The organism is Gilliamella sp. LMG 34359 (genome assembly GCF_984569085.1).
On sequence record NZ_OZ474906.1, the window covers coordinates 2,708,716 to 2,728,656 of the forward strand.

A 19,941-nucleotide genomic window follows, 5' to 3' on the forward strand; every position below is an offset into this window, starting at 1 on the left:
AAACTTATTCCTAGTTAAGGTTTAAACCAACGACCAAGGGTGACTCTATCATTGCCACTGTAGTCAGTGATGGTTTCGACTAATTGAAATCCGTGTTGTTTAAAAATTGTTTGGACTACTGAGCCTTGTTTCCAACCATGTTCGATAAGCAACCAGCCATATTGGTTCAAATGTTTGGTTGCACCTTGGACAATAACTTTAATATCGGCAAGGCCATTATCCTCAGCCACTAAAGCGCTGCGCGGTTCATAACGCACATCGCCTTGTGATAGATGAATATCAGTTGGATCGATATAAGGCGGGTTACTGGTAATCATTGAAAATTTGCGATTTTTAATCGGCTTATACCAATCACCTTGTAAAAAGTAAACATTATTGACACCAATTTGATTGGCATTTTGTTGGGCTAATATCAAGGCATCTTTATTCTTTTCAATTGCCGTAAATAAGCAGTCAGGACGCTCAGTCGCCATGGCAATCGCTATCGCCCCAGTACCTGTGCCCAAATCTAATACTTCACAAGGTACTTTTGGCAAATAATCTAAACCAAGCTCGACCAGTTTTTCAGTGTCAGGTCGAGGTATTAAAGTCGAATTAGAAACATTAAATTTTAATGACCAAAATTCTTTTTCACCGGTGATATACGCTATTGGTTCACCGTCTTGACGCCGTTTTAAATTTCCATCTAAAGCTATGAGTTCATCATCAGTTAATAAGGTTTCACTAAATGCCATTAAAAAGGTGCGCGTCCTATGCGTAACAAAACTTAATAAAATTTCAGCATCACGCTTAGGACTTTCACTTTCGGTCAAGGTTTGCGACGCAAATTTAAGCCAATCTAAATAGGTCATTCATCCTGTTCCGATAACGCTGCAAGCTGATCTGCTTGGTATTCTTGAACAATTGGTTCGATTAACATATCCAACTTACCTTCCATCACTTCATCCAAACGATAAATGGTAAGATTGACACGATGATCTGTCACACGACCTTGAGGATAGTTATAAGTTCGGATACGGTCTGAACGATCACCAGAACCTAATAAATTACGTCGGGTTGACGCTTCCTCTTGTTGGCGTTTACGCATTTCAGCATCTTGAATGCGCGCGGCTAACACTGACATGGCTTTCGCTTTATTTTTGTGTTGAGAACGCTCATCTTGACACTCAACCACAATCCCGGTTGGCAAATGGGTAATACGAATTGCCGAATCAGTAGTATTAACATGCTGACCACCGGCACCTGATGAACGATAGGTGTCAATTTTTAAATCAGCAGGATTAATCTCTGGCATTTCAGCTTCAGGAATCTCAGGTAAAACCGCCACAGTACAAGCGGAAGTGTGAATACGCCCTTGTGATTCGGTTTCAGGTACGCGTTGAACACGATGTCCACCTGATTCAAATTTTAAGTGCCCATAAACACCATCACCACTTACTAACAAGATCACTTCTTTATAACCGCCATGTTCGCCATCATTAAAACTCATGATTTCAACACGCCAATTGCGAGATTCGGCATAGCGAGTGTACATTCTGGCTAAATCACCAGCAAAGATAGCCGCTTCATCGCCGCCAGTACCAGCTCGAACTTCGACAAAACAGTTATAGTCATCATTTGGATCTTTCGGTAATAAAAGTACTTGCAACTGCTTTTCTTGCTGTTCAACTTGACTTAATGCTTGGTTTAACTCTTCTTGAGCCATTTCACTCATTTCAGGATCGGCAAGCATCATTTTAGCTGTTTCAATATCTTCTTGTGTTTGCTGCCAATTAGCAAAACACTTAACCACATCGGTTAATTGTGCATATTCTTTCGAAAGGGTTCGAAATCGGTTTTGATCGGCAATAACCGTTGCATCGGATAGTAATGCTTGAACCTCTTCATAACGCTCTTGCAACGTTTCCAATTTACTGATAATTGAAGGTTTCATAACTCTATATAATTGATAATGATTAAATGAATTTGCTCGGCATTATATACTCAATTGCCTTTAAAATACAGTTTCTGCTTACTTATAGTAAAGTTAAATAAAATTGTTAATTACATCATATTAATAATAAATAATTAATCGATTCACCTAAAAATGTTACCTGTGTCACAAATTTTGATTTTGCTCATTTTAAAACATCGTCACTGCATATAACATTTTATGTAAACGATGTCATCACGAATCCAAAAGCATTTCTTTAAAATTGCACCACCGTTATTTGTTAAATATTGTTATCGCATACATAAGTATTGTTAAATATTGTAACTATTCAAGGAGTTAATTTTATGAAGAAGATGTTTATATGTAGTCTAGTTGGATTAAGTTCAATGGCAAATGCGGCTATTGAGTGGAATACGCCACAAGGACAGTTAAAGTTATATGGAGACGTCGAATTTAACGTTGATGCCGCTAGTAGTAAACAGCAACTTAGTTCTTTAAAAGAGACTGCGGATAAAAAAAATAAACCGGCTGATAAGGATCGTTGGGATATCAATGGACGTATATTAATCGGTTTAGATGGCTATCGTGAAATTAACGACAAGAATTTTGCTGGTTTCGTAGTGCAGCCATTAGCGGATTTAAGTGGTGATATGAATCTAGATGATGCAGCATTTTATTTTGGTCAGAAACAAGAGTGGAATATTAAAATTGGGCGTTATGAAGCTTATGATATGTTTCCGCTTGGACAAGACACCTTTATCGAATATTCAGGCAATACCGCCAATGATTTATATGAAGACGGCTTTGGTTATATTTATATGATGAAAGAAGGCCGAGGTCGGAGTAAAAATGGTGGTAGTATTCAATTAAATAAACCGCTATTTAATCATATGAATTTCGAATTAAATGCCTTAATCAATAATGGCGAAAAAATGTTTAATAAATCGACCTATCATGGTTATCAAATTGATAAAAAGAAAAATGTGGTCTATCTACGTCCGGTACTATCTTGGAAGAATGACAGTTTTTCAACCGCCATTGCAGCCGAAACCAATGTAGTCAAAAACGCTTACGGTTATTATGATGATAACGGTAAATTTCGCGATCAGTCAAAAAGAACTGGATATGGCGCAACTTTTTCATGGAATAGCGAAGATGATTGGGACGCTGCCAACAAAGGTTTTAAAATCAATACCAGCTTTGCCTATATGGATGCTAAAGATGAAAAAGATATGACTATTGGTACCGATATTGTGTGGGAAAAAATCGGTTTAGGATACTATTTTGCGAATAACGATATTAAAAAATTTAATCCAGATAATCGGATTAAAGATGGTCATATCAATAATAAAGGAAAATATAAAATTCATACAGTTAATACATCTTATTTAATTGATAATGTTTTAGATATGGATAATTTTAATATCTATTTAGGTGCTTATTGGTCGTTACTTGATAGAAATAAATCACATGGCGATAATACCGATGATCGTTATGGTGCTCGGGTAAGATTTAAATACTTTTATTAATTAACCTGACTAAATAGTCAACTAAGCCAGTTTAATCTCTAAGTTAAACTGGCTTTTTTATCATTTATTGCAGATAATTATGGCAGTAGTATATTTATCACATAACTTATCGATATTGATGAGTCAAATAGTTTAAAGGATGTAAATATGAGTCAAACTATATGGAAACTTGAAAATACCACCAAGCATTATGATTGGGGCAGTATTGATGGGATAACCAATTTCTTTGGTATTGCAAATCCAACGTCACAACCAATGGCGGAAATCTGGATGGGGGCTCATCCACTGGGGTGTTCTTTAGTTTTTGACGCTAAGCAAGGAAAAATCAGGCTAGATAAATTAATTCAAGAGAACCCAGAGCAAATGTTAGGCGCTAAAACTTATCAAAATTTTGCCTCACTTCCTTTCTTATTTAAAATTCTTTCCGCTAACAAAGCTTTATCTATTCAAGTTCATCCAACTCTTGAAAATGCAAAACTTGGTTTTGCTAAAGAGAACCAACTAGGTATTGCACTTGACGCAGCAAATCGAAATTATAAAGATCCTAATCATAAACCTGAACTTATATATGCATTAACACCATATAAAGCTATGCGTTCCTTCCGTCAAATTGAAGAAATTATCACGCTTTTTGAAACAGTAGCGATTCCAGATTTAATTGAACCAATATCACAATTAGCAAGCAACCCGCATCCAGATCAATTAAAACATTTTTTTGCCTACCTATTAAACCTTTCTGAGTCGGTAAAAAACTCGTTGATTGAACAGCTATTATTGAAAATTAGCTCATTTGAAGAAGAACCATATTTGACCATTAAAACCTTAGCTAACGATTATCCTAACGATATTGGTTTATTTATGCCGTTGCTGTTAAATGTCATCGAACTTCAGCCTGGACAAGCGATGTTTTTATCTGCCAAAACCCCACATGCTTACCTGTCTGGTACTGGGCTGGAAATTATGGCTAATTCAGACAATGTACTCAGAGCAGGTTTAACACACAAATATATAGATAGTTCAGAGCTTATTAATAATACTGATTTTACTAGCCTAGCACTAAATCAATTGTTAACTAAACCTATCGTGAAGGACAATAAAATTGATTTCCCTGTACCTGTCAATGATTTTAAGTTTGAAATTATCCAAAGTGATGAAAACATACGTAATGAAAAAGTCGATAGTGCACAGATTTTGTTGTGTCTTGATGGTAAAGTCACATTATCGACCGACACTGAATCACTAACATTGCAGAAAGGTGATTCAGCGTTTATTGCTTATCAAACTGGTCTTTACAGTTATACCGGAGTAGGCGTTTTAGCTAAAGCGTTTGATTAATTTTTTGTAATAGGGTAAAAATTATTATTTTTTAATAGGTTAAATGCATCCGTTTTACACAATAAAACGAATATATTAATATGTTAAAACATAATAATTAACAATTGTCATCATGGTTTCAGATAATAAAATTCCACGTCATTTGTTTATTCAGCAAGATTTATTAAAAAAAATCCAATCGGGGGAGTATGCCCAAGGGCAACTAATCCCTAAAGAGTCTGAATTAACTGATATCTATCAAGTCAGTCGCCCTACCGTCCGTCAAGCTATTCAGTTTTTGGTTAATGATGGATTCCTTGAGCGCCGAAAACGTCGTGGAACGATAGTTAAACAACAAAAAATTAATCAAGAATTTACCCATATAATTGAAAGTTATGATTCAGAAATGAATCGTAAAGGACTTCATCCAACCACTAAAGTTCTAACTTTCAAAGTGGATAAAGCAACCAGTGAAATTGCAAACCACTTAGCTATTAATGAATTGGATGCTATATATAAATTAGTTCGACTACGTTATGCGGAAAACAAACCAATAGTGCTCGTGACCACTTATTTACCGGTAAAATTATTACCTAATTTTTTACATAATGATTTTAAACACCAAAAGCTTTATTCAGTTTTAGAAAAGATGAATTTGCCTATTGTCCAAATACGGCGAAAATTAGATGTTTTAAAAGCTGACGAAACCACCAGTGATTTATTAGATATTGAAGAAGGTGATCCTATTTTTTATTTCCACTCTGTTGGCTATAGTCACGATCGAACGCCAATTGAATATTCAATATCAAAATATCGTGGTGATATTAATTCATTTGTGTTTGAGCTAAATCATTCTAGCTAATTTTGAAAAAATATACCCACTGATAGTGGGTATATAATTAATTGCTTAAATTTCGATTATCTGTTTTTGTTTTGCTTGTAAATCTTTTTTAAGTTCTTCAATAATTGCGATGCCGGCACTGGTTCCAATACGCTCTGCCCCTGCAGCAATCATCTTTATAAATGTATCAGCATTACGAATACCACCAGCTGCTTTAACTTTTACTGCATCGCCTACCTGTGCCTTCATTAATTTAACATCTTCAAGTGTTGCCCCTGATGGGCCAAAACCAGTCGAGGTTTTGATAAAGTCTGGCTTAACTTTAACTGCAATTTTGCAAAGTGCTATTTTTTCTTCATCAGTTAAATAACAATTTTCAAAAATCACCTTTGAAATAACATTATGTTGGCGGCAAATTTTAACAATTTCAGACATTTCCTGCTCAATATATGTTAAATTTCCCGCCTTTAATTCAGAAATATTAATCACATAATCAATTTCCGTCGCACCAATTTCAATGGCATTTTTAGTCTCAAAACATTTGGCTTCAATTGTTGTTTGACCTAAAGGAAATGCAATAGCTGCGCCGATATCGACATCGGTACCTTTTAATAGTTCAGCGCACAATTTTGATTGCACCTGATTGATTGCGACCATCTTGAAGTGATAGTCACTCGCTTCCTTACATAGTTTTTCCATCATAGCAACGGTTGCATCTGGTTTTAAATTGGTGTGATCGATAAGTCGACTTAAATCATCTAAAGAATAGTTTTTCATGTTTCTTCCTTAATACAATATGTAAATACATATATTAAAAATAATTCACTTTTTGTCAATAAAAAGCCTGATGAAAATGTGATAAACCTCTCAGTTTATGAAAAATAACTCATAATATATTTTTTTAAAAAAATAAATATGTAAATATATATTTAAATAATGTTCAAAGGAGGTTGGTCGAAATGAAAATCGTGGTTACGTCACATGGTGATTTGTGCGAAGGCATCTTATCTAGTTACCAAATGATTGCCGGTGATATATCGCCATTTATCGCTGTCAAACTTGATGATAAAGGAATTAGTGACTTTTCATCACGCTTAACAGCAGTTTTAGATGAACATATTATAAAAAATGGTGTGGTGATTGTCATAAGTGACATTACTGGGGGGACACCTTACAACGAAACTTTCCGTTATATGTTAGCCCATCCGAATAAGGTCTATCTATTAGCAGGGCTAAATTTACCTATGTTGATCCAAGCTGGAACACTGATAGACCAAGATGATATTCATGAAACGCTTGATTCAATTTTAGAAGCAGGACAAACCTCGGTATCAATGGCACCAATTAGCGAAAATAACAATCAAGATATAGATTTTTAATTAAACGATAGGAGTGAACAATTATGGCAATTACATTAACCAGAGTCGACGACCGTGTGATTCATGGTCAAATCATGACTCGTTGGACCAAAGTCAGACCTGTCGATGGCATTCTAGTCGTGGGTGACAATATCGCGTCAGACGATTTGCGGAAACGGGTATTAAAAGCAGCAGCAGGAACATTAAAAATTGGCATTTACACCGTACAACAAGGGGTCGAAAAAATAAAACAAGGAATGGAATCAAATAAAAATTTTTTCTTAATCAGTGATTCACCACAGACATTTGAAAAATTATTACAGGCAGGTGCTAAATTACCGCCAACATTAAATATCGGTTGTATGAATACTCGGGCAGGAGCAAAAGTATTAGGACGCACAGTTGCCATTGATGAAAACGATTATAAAGCATTTGATTACATTGAAAGCCAAGGAATCAAGATCGAATTTCAATTACTACCTGATGATGAAGCTAAAAGTTGGGATGTAATGAAAAAGAAATACGACACTTTATAACTTGCATATTTTGAGGGAAAAATTATGGAAACAACGCTTTTTATTCCCGCTTTATTAACAGGGATATTTTGTTATTTAGGCGCGATTGAATCACCATGGCTGTTTGGTATGTCAGGTGGATTTTATATAATGGGTAGGCCATTAGTTGCGGGGTTATTAGTTGGTTTAGCCTTTGGCGATGTACAAGCTGGGGTATTGTGCGGCTTAGCCGTTCAAGCTGTTTTTATTGCCAATTTATCAACTGGTGGAGCAACCAATAGTGAAATCACTTATGCAGCTTATGGTGGCATTGGCTTAGCCCTTGCTACCACCAAAGAACCTGCGGTAGCCGTCACACTTTCCGTTTTATTAGGTCAGACTTTCGGCTTGATATTCTATAATACTCGAATGGCATTATACTCATTTTGGAATAATAAAGCACAGCATGCAGCTGAAACTAATAATACCCGGGGTATCGTGTTAAATCACCTATTTTATCCACAAATCACCACCTTTTTATTACGCGCCGTTCCAGTCTTTTTAGCTATCTATTATGGTTCTGGTTTGGTGGAGTGGTTATTAGCTAATGTCCCAGAAGTCATAACTAAAATCATCTCAGTATTAGGCGGTGTATTGCCGGCATTAGGTATCGCAATGCTTATGAATATTGTGATTAAATCAAAAATTCAGTTAATCTTTTTCTTCGCAGGTTTCGTGTTATTAGCTTTTGCAGGCTTAAGCATGATAGCTCTAGTATTCATCTCCGCTTTAGTTGCTTACTTATATTTTATTGCAAGCAATAAATCGGCAGCAACACCAATTAAAGAGACAAATTCATCAAATTCAGATGTGTTTGAAGATGAAGATTTGTTCTAAAAAGGAGAATAAAAATGGATAAATTAATTGAAGAACAACGTTTAACCAAACGAGAGCTACGTCAAATTTGGTATCGATGGGGTTTTACCCACCTATCATCAATGAGTTACGAAAAATTACAAGCACATGCTTGGGCTTTTTCCTATATTCCTTTTGCAGAAAAGTATTATAAAAATGATCCCGAAGCAAAACGTCGCTTATTAGTCAGACACTCCATGTTTTATAATACCGAACCGCAAACTGGTCAAATCATCAACGGTATTGTTGCGTCAATGGAAGAGGAGATCGCCTTAGGTAAAAATGTACCGGAAGAATTACCAGTAAACATTAAAGCTACCTTAATGGGTCCTTTAGCTGGGATTGGAGACTCACTCATTCAAGGGATTATCGTACCAATTTTATTATCAATAGCCATGGGGATGGCTGCCGGTGGTAATGCTATCGGACCGATTTTCTATATTTTAGCTTATGGTATTTTAGGACCTTTGATCTCTTATCTCAGCTTCCATTATGGCTATAAATTGGGGGTTAATGCGATTGATAATATTATTGGTGATAACGTCAAACGTATTACTGATGCGTTTAACATACTTGGTATCATGGTAGTTGGTGGCTTAGCCACAGGTAATATTGTGCTTAATTCAACTTTAGAAATTCCAATGGGCGAAAGCATCCGCTCATTACAAAGTGTACTTGATGGCATATTCCCAAAAATACTACCATTATCTATGGTGCTATTGGCGTGGTGGTTGGTCTCAGCAAAACAGATGACTGCAACCAAAGTTATATTAATTTTGACTGCTATTACAACGGTTGGTGTAGTGATCGGCGTATTTTAATTTAAGCAATTTTATGTATTAAAGGTTTAATAGCGATCTTAATTGAACTGACTAAGTATAAAGTTAAGGGAATTTTTATTAATTCCCTTAACCACTATTTGAATCCCTCCAGAATTGCCGCTTTTTAAGTTAGTTGCTAATCAACAATTAGAAAAGTCTTTAATATTTTCAAAGGAGAATGGCAATACCATAGGGGGTAATATAATTGGATTAGCAATTTTGCCGTACTAATAACGAGTTTAAATGTAGTTTAAGTAAAATTTTCTAATAAATTAATCGATGAAAAAATATAACCATCAAAATCGATGGAAGTTTTATCCGACAAGTTCATCAAAATATTTTTTTCGTTTTCAATATGTTGCCACATCGCTTTATAAGCCCCTACGCTGTCACGACGACATAAAGCGGCTAAAATTTGTTGATGGTCAGCATGCCACTGTAATCGATAACCTTTGGTATTGGTATGCTCTACCAGCTGCTGCCAATTAAATGACTTTTGTTTATGTTCCCATAAATTTTTTAATGAATTGACTAACATCTGATTTTGCGTTGCTTGGGCAATATTGAGATGAAAGTTAAAATCATTGTTGTTATCAAACTCATTATTCATGGTGGCATGCAATTCTTGTTCTAAGATTTTTTTTAAACTTTCAATATTAGCAATTGTTATCATTTGCGAAGCAAACGAAGCAATGTTGGTTTCAATAAGTTGACTGGCTTGTAATAGTTCAAATGGTCCAAGAATTCGACAATAATTTGCATCCGGTTTATTAATCACATAAATACCCGAACTTTGCTTAATTGCAACAAAACCTTTTACTTCCAAAGCGATTAACGCTTCACGTACAATCGTTCGACTAACACCATAGGCATCGGCAATAGTTCTTTCCGGCGGTAATTTAGAACCTAAGGGATATTCGTTCTGGTTAATTTTTTCCAGCAAAATTTCGGCAATTTCTTGATATTGTTTTTTAGAATATTGAGTTGATAAATTATTGTCAGTTAACATTCACCGGTTCCTGCTAAAATACCAACCTTAGCATTAACTTTGCTAAGATTGGTATTGATTATTATGCTTTGATCATTTGCAAAATTTGATCTAATACTTTACTTGCGTTCATTGTACCATAAGCAACAGGATCAATAATGTCAATCGGTATACCAAATTTTTCCGTTTGCTTTTTACTTTCATCGAGAGCAAATCTCATCTGAGGACCTAACAATACCGCGACAATATTATCACTATCACTATTAAGATGCTGATACAACAGTTGCTCGCTTATAGCGATAAAATCAAAGTCTAGCGATCGTTCGAGTGCTTCTTTTCTAATTTTATTGACTAATAATGAGGTTGACATGCCACCTGCACAGGCAAAAATAACTTGTTTCATCTTTTGTTCCTTATTTGTCTTCGTCATCTAAATTTACGGTTAGTTGACGTGTTTTAATTAAATTTTCAAACCATAATGCAGATTTTTTCAATCTTCTGTTGCGATTTTGCTCAAGATCTATTTCTATCAATCCATAACGATTTTTAAATGCATTCATTGGTGAAACATTATCAGTAAATGCCCATAACATATAACCACCACAATTAGCGCCATCCTCAATGGCTTTAAGAGTCCAATAAAGATGCTGTGAAATAAAATCAATTCGATAATCGTCTTGAATCATTCCTTGATTATTTTTAAATCGTTTTTCATCTTCAATTCCCATGCCATTTTCACAGATAAACCACGATTGATTGTTATATTCTTGTTTCACTCGCATGGCAAAATCGTAAACAATTTTAGGGTAAATTTCCCAACCTCTCGATTTGTTCATTTTTCTTCCAGGCAACTCGAAAGATTCATAATAGAAAGCCGGATGAAATGCGGCATCCTTGTGCCATTGTTTGGTTGGTGCTTTAACTCGATGAGGAAAATATAAATTAATTGCGACTTCATCGACACGAAATTGTTTAATGATTTCAAGTTCTTGTTCATTATAGTCCCACTGAACTTGATGTTTAGCCAATAAATCAATAAGTTCTTGAGGATATTCACCGTTAAATGCGGGATCAAGAAACACTCGATTATAAAAAAGATCATACATTTTAGCGGCTTGTAGATCGTCTTTAGATGAAGAGCGAGGATAGGTAACCTCCGGATTTAATATTGTGCCAACACTACCTTCATAATTTTTTTGACGAAATAGCTGAACAACTTTGGCAGTAGCTAAATTTTTATGGTGATTCCACTGCATCCACTTATTGGTATTTTGTTCATAAGGCCAACGTTCAGCATCTAAATACACTCTGGTTTGAATGACGATGGGTTCATTGAAAACAAACCACCGTTTTACCACATGGTGGTAACGTTCAAAGACTTTTTCGGCAAATTTAACAAAAAGTTCGACCACATGTTTCGAATTCCAGCCACCATATTGATTAAATAATTCAGCAGGAACTTCATAATGTTCTAAACAGAGCATTGGAACGATGCCATTTTCAACAATTTGGTTGAGGAAATTATCATAATATTTGGCATAGTCTTCATCGACAATGGCATTCTCATAGTCAGTCAAGAAACGCGACCAGTTGATTGAAGTTCGATAGTGAGTGATCCCTATTTGCTTCATTAATTCAACTTCTTCTTGATAACGATTGATTAAATCGGTGGCAACGGCAGGACCATACCCATCATGCCAAACGTTACGATCATTTTTATACCAAATATCTAAATATGAATCCTGATTCTCTCTCTTTCCACACCAGCCTTCAGTTTGCCATGCAGAAGTTGAAGCACCTAAAATAAAATTTTTCGGGATATCCATCGTTAATTTACTCATGATTGTACTCCTTGAATATTTATCCTAATTAGGATTGAAGTTTAGACCGTTTTGCCGCTATTTTTAGGAAAGGTAGATAGATCAAAATAGCGATAAGAATGCAGAATAATTGTGTCACCACCGCACCTAGCGATCCAGCGGTTGACAGATAAGCACTGATAATTGGCGGTGTAGTCCAAGGAACCATCACCACAGCTTTACCAGCAAAACCGATACTGGTAGCGATATAGCCAATTGTGCCAGTAACTAGTGGAGTAATAATAAAAGGAATGGCCAAAATCGGATTTAACATTATTGGCAAACCAAAAATAACGGGCTCATTAATATTAAAAATGCCAGGGCCAAGCGATAATTTAGCGATTTCTCTCATCTCTTTGCGTTTTATAGCAATAAAAATAGCGATAAGTAACCCAAAGGTACAACCTGATCCACCAATGCTCATATAAACATCCCAAAACGGCATGGTAATAATATTCGTGGGTTCAATTCCCTGTTCAAAATCGCTCATGTTAACCATAATTGCACCGAGTAATAACGGTTCTCGGATCGGTTTTATCATTTGATTACCATGAATCCCTATCACCCAAAATATTTGTGCCACAAACATTAATAACAATAAGCCCGGCAAACTTTGCATGACTGACTCTAGCGGTTGTTGAACAACTTTATAGATGGCGTCATATAGGAACATGCCAGTTAATTTGTAAAAAACAAAACCGAAAGCGGCGACCAATGAAGTCGTCAATATTGCGGGAATGAGTGCAGAAAATGAAGCAGAAACATTAGATGGCACACTATCTGGCATTTTTACTGTTAATTTATCTACTTTTAATAATTTCGAGTATATTTCTACAGAGATAATAGCGATAAACATACCAAGAAAAAGACTTTTGGTATCAGTAAACTGCCGAGCTAACACATTAGTGACTTGAAATTTTTGCCCTTCAACAACTACTTCTGTGAATGTTGGTTGCACAGAGATAAAACAAATTATTGCCAACAACCCAGGAAATAAGGTTTTATTACCATTTATCCGCCCTAATTCGATGGCTATCAAAAATACTGCCCCAATGGTTAGAAAATTTAACGTTGCATAATTTAAATTACTAGCTATAGGTTTGAGTATCGCTAAAAAAGATAAGCAGTCAAAATAGGCTAATCCATTTTGTCTATCAAATACAATATTGGACATCAATACTGCAAATGCACCGACAATAATCACTGGCATTAAGGTAATAAATGCAGCTTTAATTGCCATTATATATCTTAAACTATTAAATTTATTAGCAAATTTTCCTAGCTTATCAATAACTTCATTTACTCTAGACATATTTACTATCTCCAATTTGAGGGATGGATGAGATTCACTGACAAGCAAAAAATAATACTTATAAGTGAGTGAATCTGTGATCACTCTCACAACACACCAAATTGGGATCCCACTAATTTCTAAAAATGTGACAAATATCATTTATTGGCATACCAAATTTAAAAATAAATGGCTAAAACGGCGATTAATTATTTTTAATAGAGGGAAATTATTAAATTTTGGTATGACAATATATTCAATCTTTTGAATTTGATAGCTTAATAGCGGAATAATCATTAATATAAGGTTATTTTTTTATATTTATCTTAAAATTAGTGGGTTATTTTTATTTAAAAACTCCCCTTTCTCACATTTTTCTATTAAGATTAAATGAGTTTTTGAATCAACCATAAACGATAATTTTATGAATAATTAAAGAATAAGTTAGCGCTTTAGCAAGATGATTATTGAAGTTGAAAGTTATTACGGAAATACACTTATTTCCGGTAAAGTTAGAAATATTGGCCAACTAAAAAATCGCATGATGAAGATTATTAAGGAGTTTGGTACTGATAATTTCGTAGATTTCTTTTGTGTTCAATTTGGCTTCAATGTTTATCCCTATGATGAATATATCATAGCTGATTATGTTATTGATTTAGACACCTATCAAGTTTATAAACCAACATATTAATTTTAATGAATATTTTAATTTTTTGATAATTTTGATTAGCAAAATAAAATGCCGTTAGCAAACTAACGGCATTATTGCATTAATAACAATAAAATAAATAGTCTCTATTTTTTAACTGCTTTCGCATTCGGCAAATCAGTTACCGATCCTTCATAAATTTCTGACGCGAGGCCAATTGATTCATGTAAGGTTGGATGTGCATGAATGGTGAGTGCAATATCTTCTGCATCACAACCCATTTCAACGGCCAGAGTAATTTCCCCTAGTAGTTCTCCACCATTGGCTCCCACTACTGCCCCACCTAGAAGACGATTATCCGCTTTATTGAAAATTAGTTTAGTCATCCCCTGTGAACAATCAGATGCAATCGCTCGCCCTGATGCTGCCCATGGGAATATAGCTACCTCATAATCGATACCTTTTGCCTTGGCTTCTTTTTCGGTTAACCCTACCCATGCAACTTCTGGTTCGGTATAAGCAATTGATGGTATAGTTTTCGGATCGAAGAAATGGTTTTTACCCGCTATGACTTCAGCTGCAACATGACCTTCATGAACACCTTTATGAGCCAGCATTGGTTGCCCGACAATATCACCAATGGCGTAAATATGAGGTACATTAGTTCGCATTTGCTTATCTACTTCAATAAAACCTCGGTCGGTCACATTAACCCCCGCTTTTTCAGCGCTGATAAGTTTGCCATTTGGCGCACGACCTATTGCCACCAGCACTGCATCGTAAGTATGCGTTTCGATGGTTCCATCTTTCTTCTCCATGGTGACGTAGATGGCATCATGTTTAGCTTCAACAGTACTCACTTTAGTTTCTAAACGTAAAGTGAACTTTTGTTGGATTTGTTTGCTAAAGACTTTCACCACATCTTTATCCGCAGCGGGGATCACTTGATCTAGCATTTCAACAACATCTACTTCTGAACCCAATGCATGATAAACCGTTCCCATTTCGAGACCGATAATTCCGCCACCCATTAAGAGTAATTTTTTAGGGATGGTGGTTAATGCTAGCGCATCTGTTGAATCCCATATACGCGGATCGTCATGAGGAATAAATGGTAAGGTTATTGGTCTTGAACCAGCAGCAATAATCGCATTGTCAAAGGTAATTTTGGTGATGCCTTTTGCCGATGTCACCTCCATTGTGTGACTATCAGTAAATTGTGCTTCACCCTGTATAACATTGACTTTACGCATTTTGGCCATGCCAGCAAGTCCGTTGGTCAGCTGGTTGATAACCTTTTCTTTCCAATCACGAACTTTGTCGAGTTCCAGTTTTGGTGTACCAAAATGGATTCCATGCTCAGTGAGAGATTTTGCTTCATCCATCACTTTAGCAACATGAAGTAATGCTTTAGAGGGAATACACCCCACATTGAGACAAACACCACCTAAAGTAGAATAACGTTCGACCAATGTTACTTCCAATCCAAGATCAGCAGCACGGAAGGCAGCGGAGTAACCGGCTGGTCCGGCACCTAATACAACGAGTTGTGTTTTAACGTCTTGACTCATATCGATTTCCTCCACTACATCACTAGTCGACGTAAGTCGGATAAAACATTAACAATATGGCTTAAGAAGCGAGCACCATCTGCACCATCAATCACACGATGATCAAAGGATAATGATAAAGGTAACATTAGGCGTGGTGTAAATTCATTACCATTCCAAACAGGTTTCATAGTTGAACGAGATACACCGAGAATACCCACTTCTGGCGCATTAACAATTGGGGTAAATGCGGTCGTTCCGATGCCACCAAGGCTGGAAATAGTGAAACAGCCACCTTGCATATCACTACCGGTGAGTTTACCGTCACGTGCTTTCTTGGAGATTTCCGCAAGCTCTTTCGAGAGTTCCACAATACCTTTTTTGTTCACATCTTTAAATACTGGCACAACTAAGCCATTTGGCGTGTCAACTGCTACGCCAATGTTGATATATTTTTTGACGATAAGGGTTTGTGCATCTTCTGATAGCGAGCTATTAAAACGCGGATAAGCAGTTAACGCACTGGCTACAGCTTTCATGATAAACACTAATGGGGTAATTTTGAGATCGAGTTTTTTCTTTTCTGCCTCAGCATTTTGCTGCTTACGGAAAGCTTCTAGTTCAGTGATGTCAGTTTCATCAAACTCAGTAACATGTGGAATCATTACCCAGTTACGATGTAAGTTGGCACCTGATACTTTTTGGATCTTGGTTAATGGTAAGGATTCAACTTCACCAAACTTACTAAAATCAACTTTCGGCCAAGGTAATAAACCAGGTAATGCTCCACCAGTTCCGCCATTTTCGGATTGTTTTACCGCATTTTTTACGTAATTTTGAATATCTTCACGTAATACACGATGTTTAGGGCCAGTTGGTTGTACTTTGGCAAGATTAATACCAAACTCGCGCGCTAATCGACGGATTGAAGGTGTGGCATGGGCATAAGCATCATTTTCTACAAATTCATTGGTAGCTGACACGGGTGCCGAAGCATTATTGCTACTGTTGTTACTACTGTTATTATTGGCTATCGAAGCTGGAGCAACCGGTTTTTCAGCCACTACAGGAGCTGAATCGGCTTTCGCCGGCGCACTACTAGCCGCTGTTTCAAACTCCATTATTTTAGATCCAGTTTTGACTTTGTCGCCAATTTTTACAACGATATTTTTTACCGTACCCGCCATTGTTGCCGGTACTTCCATCGAGGCTTTGTCACCTTCCACCGTAATTAGTGAATCATCAACCGAAACTGAATCACCAACTTTAACTAAAATTTCGGTCACTTCGACTTCATCACCACCTATGTCTGGGACATTAACATCAACAATTTGTCCATTGCTCGACGCGGATGCTGGAGCGGGAGCAGGAGCTGTCGTTGAAGTAGCTGTTGAAACCGTTGGTGTTGGATCTGTTGACACACTCGAACCGATTTCGTCAAATTGCATAATACTCACACCGGTTGTCACTTTGTCGCCAACTTTTACGATGATCGACTTTACAATCCCGGCTTGTGGTGCCGGTATTTCCATCGATGCTTTATCACCTTCGACGGTCAATAACGATTGATCTACATCCACTTTGTCGCCGACTTTAACCAGAATTTCAGTTACTTCAACTTCATCACTTCCGATATCGGGTAATTTTATTTCAATACTCATTATTTTTACCTCTTATGCAATACGTGGATTGAGTTTGTCTGCATTGATTTCGAACTTTTTAATCGCGTCTTCAACAATACTTGCTTGAATATCACCACGTTTAGCTAGTTCTCCTAATGCGGCAATCACCACATAAGATGCATCGACTTCAAAATGATGACGTAAATTTTCCCGACTATCACTACGACCGAATCCATCGGTGCCTAGTACTCGGTAACTTTCTGCTGGTACAAATCCACGAATTTGTTCGGCATAAAGTTTCATATAATCAGTTGAAACAACAGCAGGGTTGTTATTCATTATTTGAGCAACATAAGGCACTTTGGCTGGTTCGCTTGGATGTAACATGTTGTAACGCTCACAATCTTGACCATCACGGGCCAGTAGCGTAAATGAAGTGACACTGTAAACGTCTGAGCTAACACCATAGTTTTTAGCCAAAATATCCGCCGCTTCACGAACATGTCGCAGCATTGACCCCGAGCCTAATAATTGTACAGTTGGTTTCCCTTGTTGCCCCTCTACTGTATCGAGTTTGTAGATACCACGACAAATCCCCTCTTGCGCACCTTCAGGCATTGCCGGTTGGGCATAGTTTTCATTAAGGGTGGTAATGTAATAGTAAACATTTTCTTGTTCACCATACATACGACGTAAGCCATCTTGCATAATAACTGCCACTTCATAAGCATAGGCTGGATCGTATGATAAACAGTTCGGAATGGTTAATGCTTGGATATGGCTATGACCATCTTGGTGTTGTAAACCTTCACCGTTTAATGTTGTCCGACCTGAAGTCCCACCAATCATAAAGCCACGCGCTTGTTGATCGCCTGCTGCCCACATTAAATCACCAACACGTTGGAAACCAAACATCGAGTAATAAATGTAGAAAGGAATCATCGGGAAATCATTATTACTATAGGATGTCGCCGCCGCTAGCCATGATGCTGTTGCACCACACTCATTGATACCTTCTTGCAGAATTTGTCCCTTCTCGTCTTCACGATAGTAAGCAACCTGTTCTTTATCTTGTGGGGTATACTGTTGACCATGTGGGTTATAAATACCAATTTGGCGGAATAGACCTTCCATACCAAAAGTACGTGCTTCATCAGCCAGAATTGGCACTAATCGCGGTGCTAAATCCTTATCTTTTAGCATGATGTTAAGCGCCCGCACAAAAGCGATAGTGGTTGAAATTTCTTTGGATTGAGCTTCAAGTAACGGAGCAAATTCGCTTAATGGAGGAATCGAAACTGTTCCTGAGAATTTGGTTAATCTTGAAGGAACATAACCATGTAATGCTTGACGACGTTCATGAATATATTTGTATTCTGGAGTATGTTCTTCAAATTTGATGTAAGGTAATTTTTCAAGTGCTTCATCAGTTACCGGAATATTAAAGAAGTCACGAACATGACGAACACCATCCATATTCATTTTTTTGACTTGGTGGGCAATGTTTTTCGCTTCTGCGGCTTCGCCCATACCATATCCTTTAATAGTGTGAGCTAAAATCACAGTTGGTCGACCTTTGGTCTCTTTTGCTCTGGCAAAGGCGGCAAACATTTTTTCTGGATCTTGACCACCACGGTTAAGTCTAAAGATTTCGGCGTCAGACATATCTTTGACTAATTCAGCGGTTTCCGGATATTTACCAAAGAAATGTTCACGCACATAAGCACCATCTTTGGATTTGAAAGTTTGATAATCGCCATCGAGGGTTTCATTCATTAAACGAATTAATTTACCTGATTTATCTTTTTGCAATAATTTATCCCAGCGATCACCCCAAAGTACTTTAATCACGTTCCAACCTGCACCGGCAAATACCCCTTCAAGTTCATTAACTATTTTGCCATTACCGGTTACTGGGCCATCAAGGCGTTGTAAATTACAGTTGATAACAAAGACTAAATTATCGAGTTTTTCACGTGTTGCAACGGTAATGGCACCTTTTGCTTCTGGCTCATCCATTTCACCATCACCTAAGAAGGCATAAACAGTTTGTTCGGTGGTGTCTTTTAAACCACGATGGTTTAAATATTTTAAAAAGCGAGCTTGGAAGATGGCGCTGATAGGACCTAATCCCATTGAAACGGTTGGGAATTGCCAGAACTCCGGCATTAATTTTGGATGAGGATAAGATGATAAGCCTTTTCCATGAACTTCCTGTCTGAAATTATCGAGTTGCTCTTCAGTTAAACGACCTTCAATAAAAGCACGCGAGTAGATACCCGGTGAAATATGACCTTGGAAGTAGATTAAATCACCGCCGTCTTTTGCATTACGTGCGCGAAAAAAATGGTTAAAACAGACTTCATAAAATGTCGCTGCCGATTGGAATGATGCCATATGACCGCCAAGCTCTAAATCTTTTTTAGAAGCGCGTAGTACCATCATAATAGCATTCCAACGAACAATGGAACGGATGCGTCTTTCAATTTCCCAATCACCGGGATAAGCCGGCTGTTCTTCTACCGGGATAGTGTTTATATAATTACTGGTTGAAGAACCAAAGAGTAAAGGAACGCCACCATCTCTAGCTTTATTGACAATTTGCTCAATAATATATTGGGCACGTTCGACGCCTTCTTCACGAATAATCGAATCTAAACTTTCCAGCCAATCTTTTGTTTCAACTGGATCGATATCATTCATTTGCATGTCCGACATATAAAAACCTCTTTTTTGTTTTAAAAAATGCAGTTTTTGCTATCCTTAGCTATAAC

18 protein-coding genes are annotated in these 19,941 nt (G+C 36.8%); 8 read left to right on the forward strand and 10 right to left on the reverse strand.

Features of this window, described 5'->3' with window-relative positions:
* Window positions 1-14: 14 nt before the first annotated feature.
* Together prmC and prfA are read right to left on the reverse strand one after the other, a co-directional pair.
* Window positions 15-851 carry a peptide chain release factor N(5)-glutamine methyltransferase gene (gene prmC / locus AC5LXV_RS12375; protein ID WP_110433123.1) on the reverse strand — a complete coding sequence of 279 codons (837 nt, stop codon included), beginning with the start codon at window positions 849-851 and terminating at the stop codon, window positions 15-17.
* Window positions 848-1,933 (reverse strand): peptide chain release factor 1, encoded by a 1,086-nt coding sequence (gene prfA, locus AC5LXV_RS12380; RefSeq protein WP_493466617.1) that lies wholly within the window; start codon window positions 1,931-1,933, stop codon window positions 848-850. The genes prmC and prfA overlap by 4 nt, the downstream gene beginning before the upstream one ends.
* A gap of 344 nt (window positions 1,934-2,277) precedes the next feature.
* On the opposite strand from prfA, the gene AC5LXV_RS12385 reads away from it, so the two are divergent.
* From AC5LXV_RS12385 to AC5LXV_RS12395, 3 genes are all read left to right on the forward strand, one after another.
* The gene (locus AC5LXV_RS12385) at window positions 2,278-3,462 is read left to right on the forward strand and encodes a carbohydrate porin (protein WP_493466618.1); all 1,185 of its coding nucleotides are present in this window, start codon (window positions 2,278-2,280) and stop codon (window positions 3,460-3,462) included.
* 147 nt (window positions 3,463-3,609) lie between these two features.
* Window positions 3,610-4,797, forward strand: a complete 1,188-nt coding sequence (gene manA, locus AC5LXV_RS12390; protein ID WP_493466619.1) for a mannose-6-phosphate isomerase, class I — start codon at window positions 3,610-3,612, stop codon at window positions 4,795-4,797.
* Window positions 4,798-4,909: 112 nt separating this feature from the next.
* The gene (locus tag AC5LXV_RS12395) at window positions 4,910-5,638 is read left to right on the forward strand and encodes a GntR family transcriptional regulator (protein ID WP_493451330.1); all 729 of its coding nucleotides are present in this window, start codon (window positions 4,910-4,912) and stop codon (window positions 5,636-5,638) included.
* A 45-nt stretch (window positions 5,639-5,683) separates the two neighbouring features.
* Here the strand turns inward: AC5LXV_RS12395 and deoC are convergent, their stop codons facing one another.
* Window positions 5,684-6,394, reverse strand: a complete 711-nt coding sequence (gene deoC / locus AC5LXV_RS12400; RefSeq protein WP_493466620.1) for a deoxyribose-phosphate aldolase — start codon at window positions 6,392-6,394, stop codon at window positions 5,684-5,686.
* Between the two features lie 182 nt (window positions 6,395-6,576).
* Here deoC and AC5LXV_RS12405 point away from each other — a divergent pair, with 182 nt between their 5' ends.
* The 4 genes from AC5LXV_RS12405 to AC5LXV_RS12420 are packed head-to-tail and all read left to right on the forward strand — an operon-like array spanning window position 6,577 to window position 9,205.
* A complete protein-coding gene (locus AC5LXV_RS12405) occupies window positions 6,577-6,996 on the forward strand; it encodes a PTS sugar transporter subunit IIA (protein ID WP_493466621.1) in 420 nt (139 codons plus the stop codon).
* A gap of 23 nt (window positions 6,997-7,019) precedes the next feature.
* Complete coding sequence (locus AC5LXV_RS12410; protein WP_493445007.1) at window positions 7,020-7,511, forward strand: PTS sugar transporter subunit IIB; 492 nt, start codon at window positions 7,020-7,022, stop codon at window positions 7,509-7,511.
* Between the two features lie 24 nt (window positions 7,512-7,535).
* Window positions 7,536-8,366: a PTS mannose/fructose/sorbose/N-acetylgalactosamine transporter subunit IIC gene (locus AC5LXV_RS12415; protein WP_034884774.1), complete on the forward strand. Its 831-nt coding sequence runs from the start codon at window positions 7,536-7,538 to the stop codon at window positions 8,364-8,366.
* Between the two features lie 14 nt (window positions 8,367-8,380).
* Window positions 8,381-9,205 (forward strand): PTS system mannose/fructose/sorbose family transporter subunit IID, encoded by an 825-nt coding sequence (locus tag AC5LXV_RS12420; protein ID WP_493466622.1) that lies wholly within the window; start codon window positions 8,381-8,383, stop codon window positions 9,203-9,205.
* Between the two features lie 250 nt (window positions 9,206-9,455).
* Here AC5LXV_RS12420 and AC5LXV_RS12425 read toward each other — a convergent pair whose 3' ends face one another.
* The 4 genes from AC5LXV_RS12425 to AC5LXV_RS12440 all read right to left on the reverse strand — a co-directional run bounded on the left by AC5LXV_RS12425 (window position 9,456) and on the right by AC5LXV_RS12440 (window position 13,364).
* Entirely contained in the window at window positions 9,456-10,214 is a 759-nt protein-coding gene (locus tag AC5LXV_RS12425) for a GntR family transcriptional regulator (protein WP_493466623.1), read from the reverse strand.
* A gap of 61 nt (window positions 10,215-10,275) precedes the next feature.
* Complete coding sequence (locus AC5LXV_RS12430) at window positions 10,276-10,596, reverse strand: PTS sugar transporter subunit IIB (protein WP_034885120.1); 321 nt, start codon at window positions 10,594-10,596, stop codon at window positions 10,276-10,278.
* Window positions 10,597-10,606: 10 nt separating this feature from the next.
* Window positions 10,607-12,034: a glycoside hydrolase family 1 protein gene (locus AC5LXV_RS12435; protein WP_110423075.1), complete on the reverse strand. Its 1,428-nt coding sequence runs from the start codon at window positions 12,032-12,034 to the stop codon at window positions 10,607-10,609.
* 28 nt (window positions 12,035-12,062) lie between these two features.
* On the reverse strand, window positions 12,063-13,364 hold the full coding sequence (locus AC5LXV_RS12440; protein WP_493466624.1) for a PTS sugar transporter subunit IIC: 1,302 nt from the start codon (window positions 13,362-13,364) through the stop codon (window positions 12,063-12,065).
* A gap of 439 nt (window positions 13,365-13,803) precedes the next feature.
* Here AC5LXV_RS12440 and AC5LXV_RS12445 point away from each other — a divergent pair, with 439 nt between their 5' ends.
* Window positions 13,804-14,037 (forward strand): hypothetical protein, encoded by a 234-nt coding sequence (locus AC5LXV_RS12445; protein WP_493445011.1) that lies wholly within the window; start codon window positions 13,804-13,806, stop codon window positions 14,035-14,037.
* A 104-nt stretch (window positions 14,038-14,141) separates the two neighbouring features.
* On the opposite strand, the gene lpdA is transcribed toward AC5LXV_RS12445, so the two are convergent.
* From lpdA to aceE, 3 genes are read right to left on the reverse strand one after another with little or no spacing between them, the layout of a single operon-like run.
* Complete coding sequence (gene lpdA / locus AC5LXV_RS12450) at window positions 14,142-15,566, reverse strand: dihydrolipoyl dehydrogenase (protein ID WP_110423072.1); 1,425 nt, start codon at window positions 15,564-15,566, stop codon at window positions 14,142-14,144.
* Window positions 15,567-15,580: 14 nt separating this feature from the next.
* Window positions 15,581-17,206, reverse strand: coding sequence for a pyruvate dehydrogenase complex dihydrolipoyllysine-residue acetyltransferase (gene aceF, locus AC5LXV_RS12455; RefSeq protein WP_493466625.1), 1,626 nt, complete (start codon window positions 17,204-17,206; stop codon window positions 15,581-15,583).
* 12 nt (window positions 17,207-17,218) lie between these two features.
* On the reverse strand, window positions 17,219-19,885 hold the full coding sequence (gene aceE / locus AC5LXV_RS12460; protein ID WP_493445014.1) for a pyruvate dehydrogenase (acetyl-transferring), homodimeric type: 2,667 nt from the start codon (window positions 19,883-19,885) through the stop codon (window positions 17,219-17,221).
* Between the last annotated feature and the right edge of the window lie 56 nt (window positions 19,886-19,941).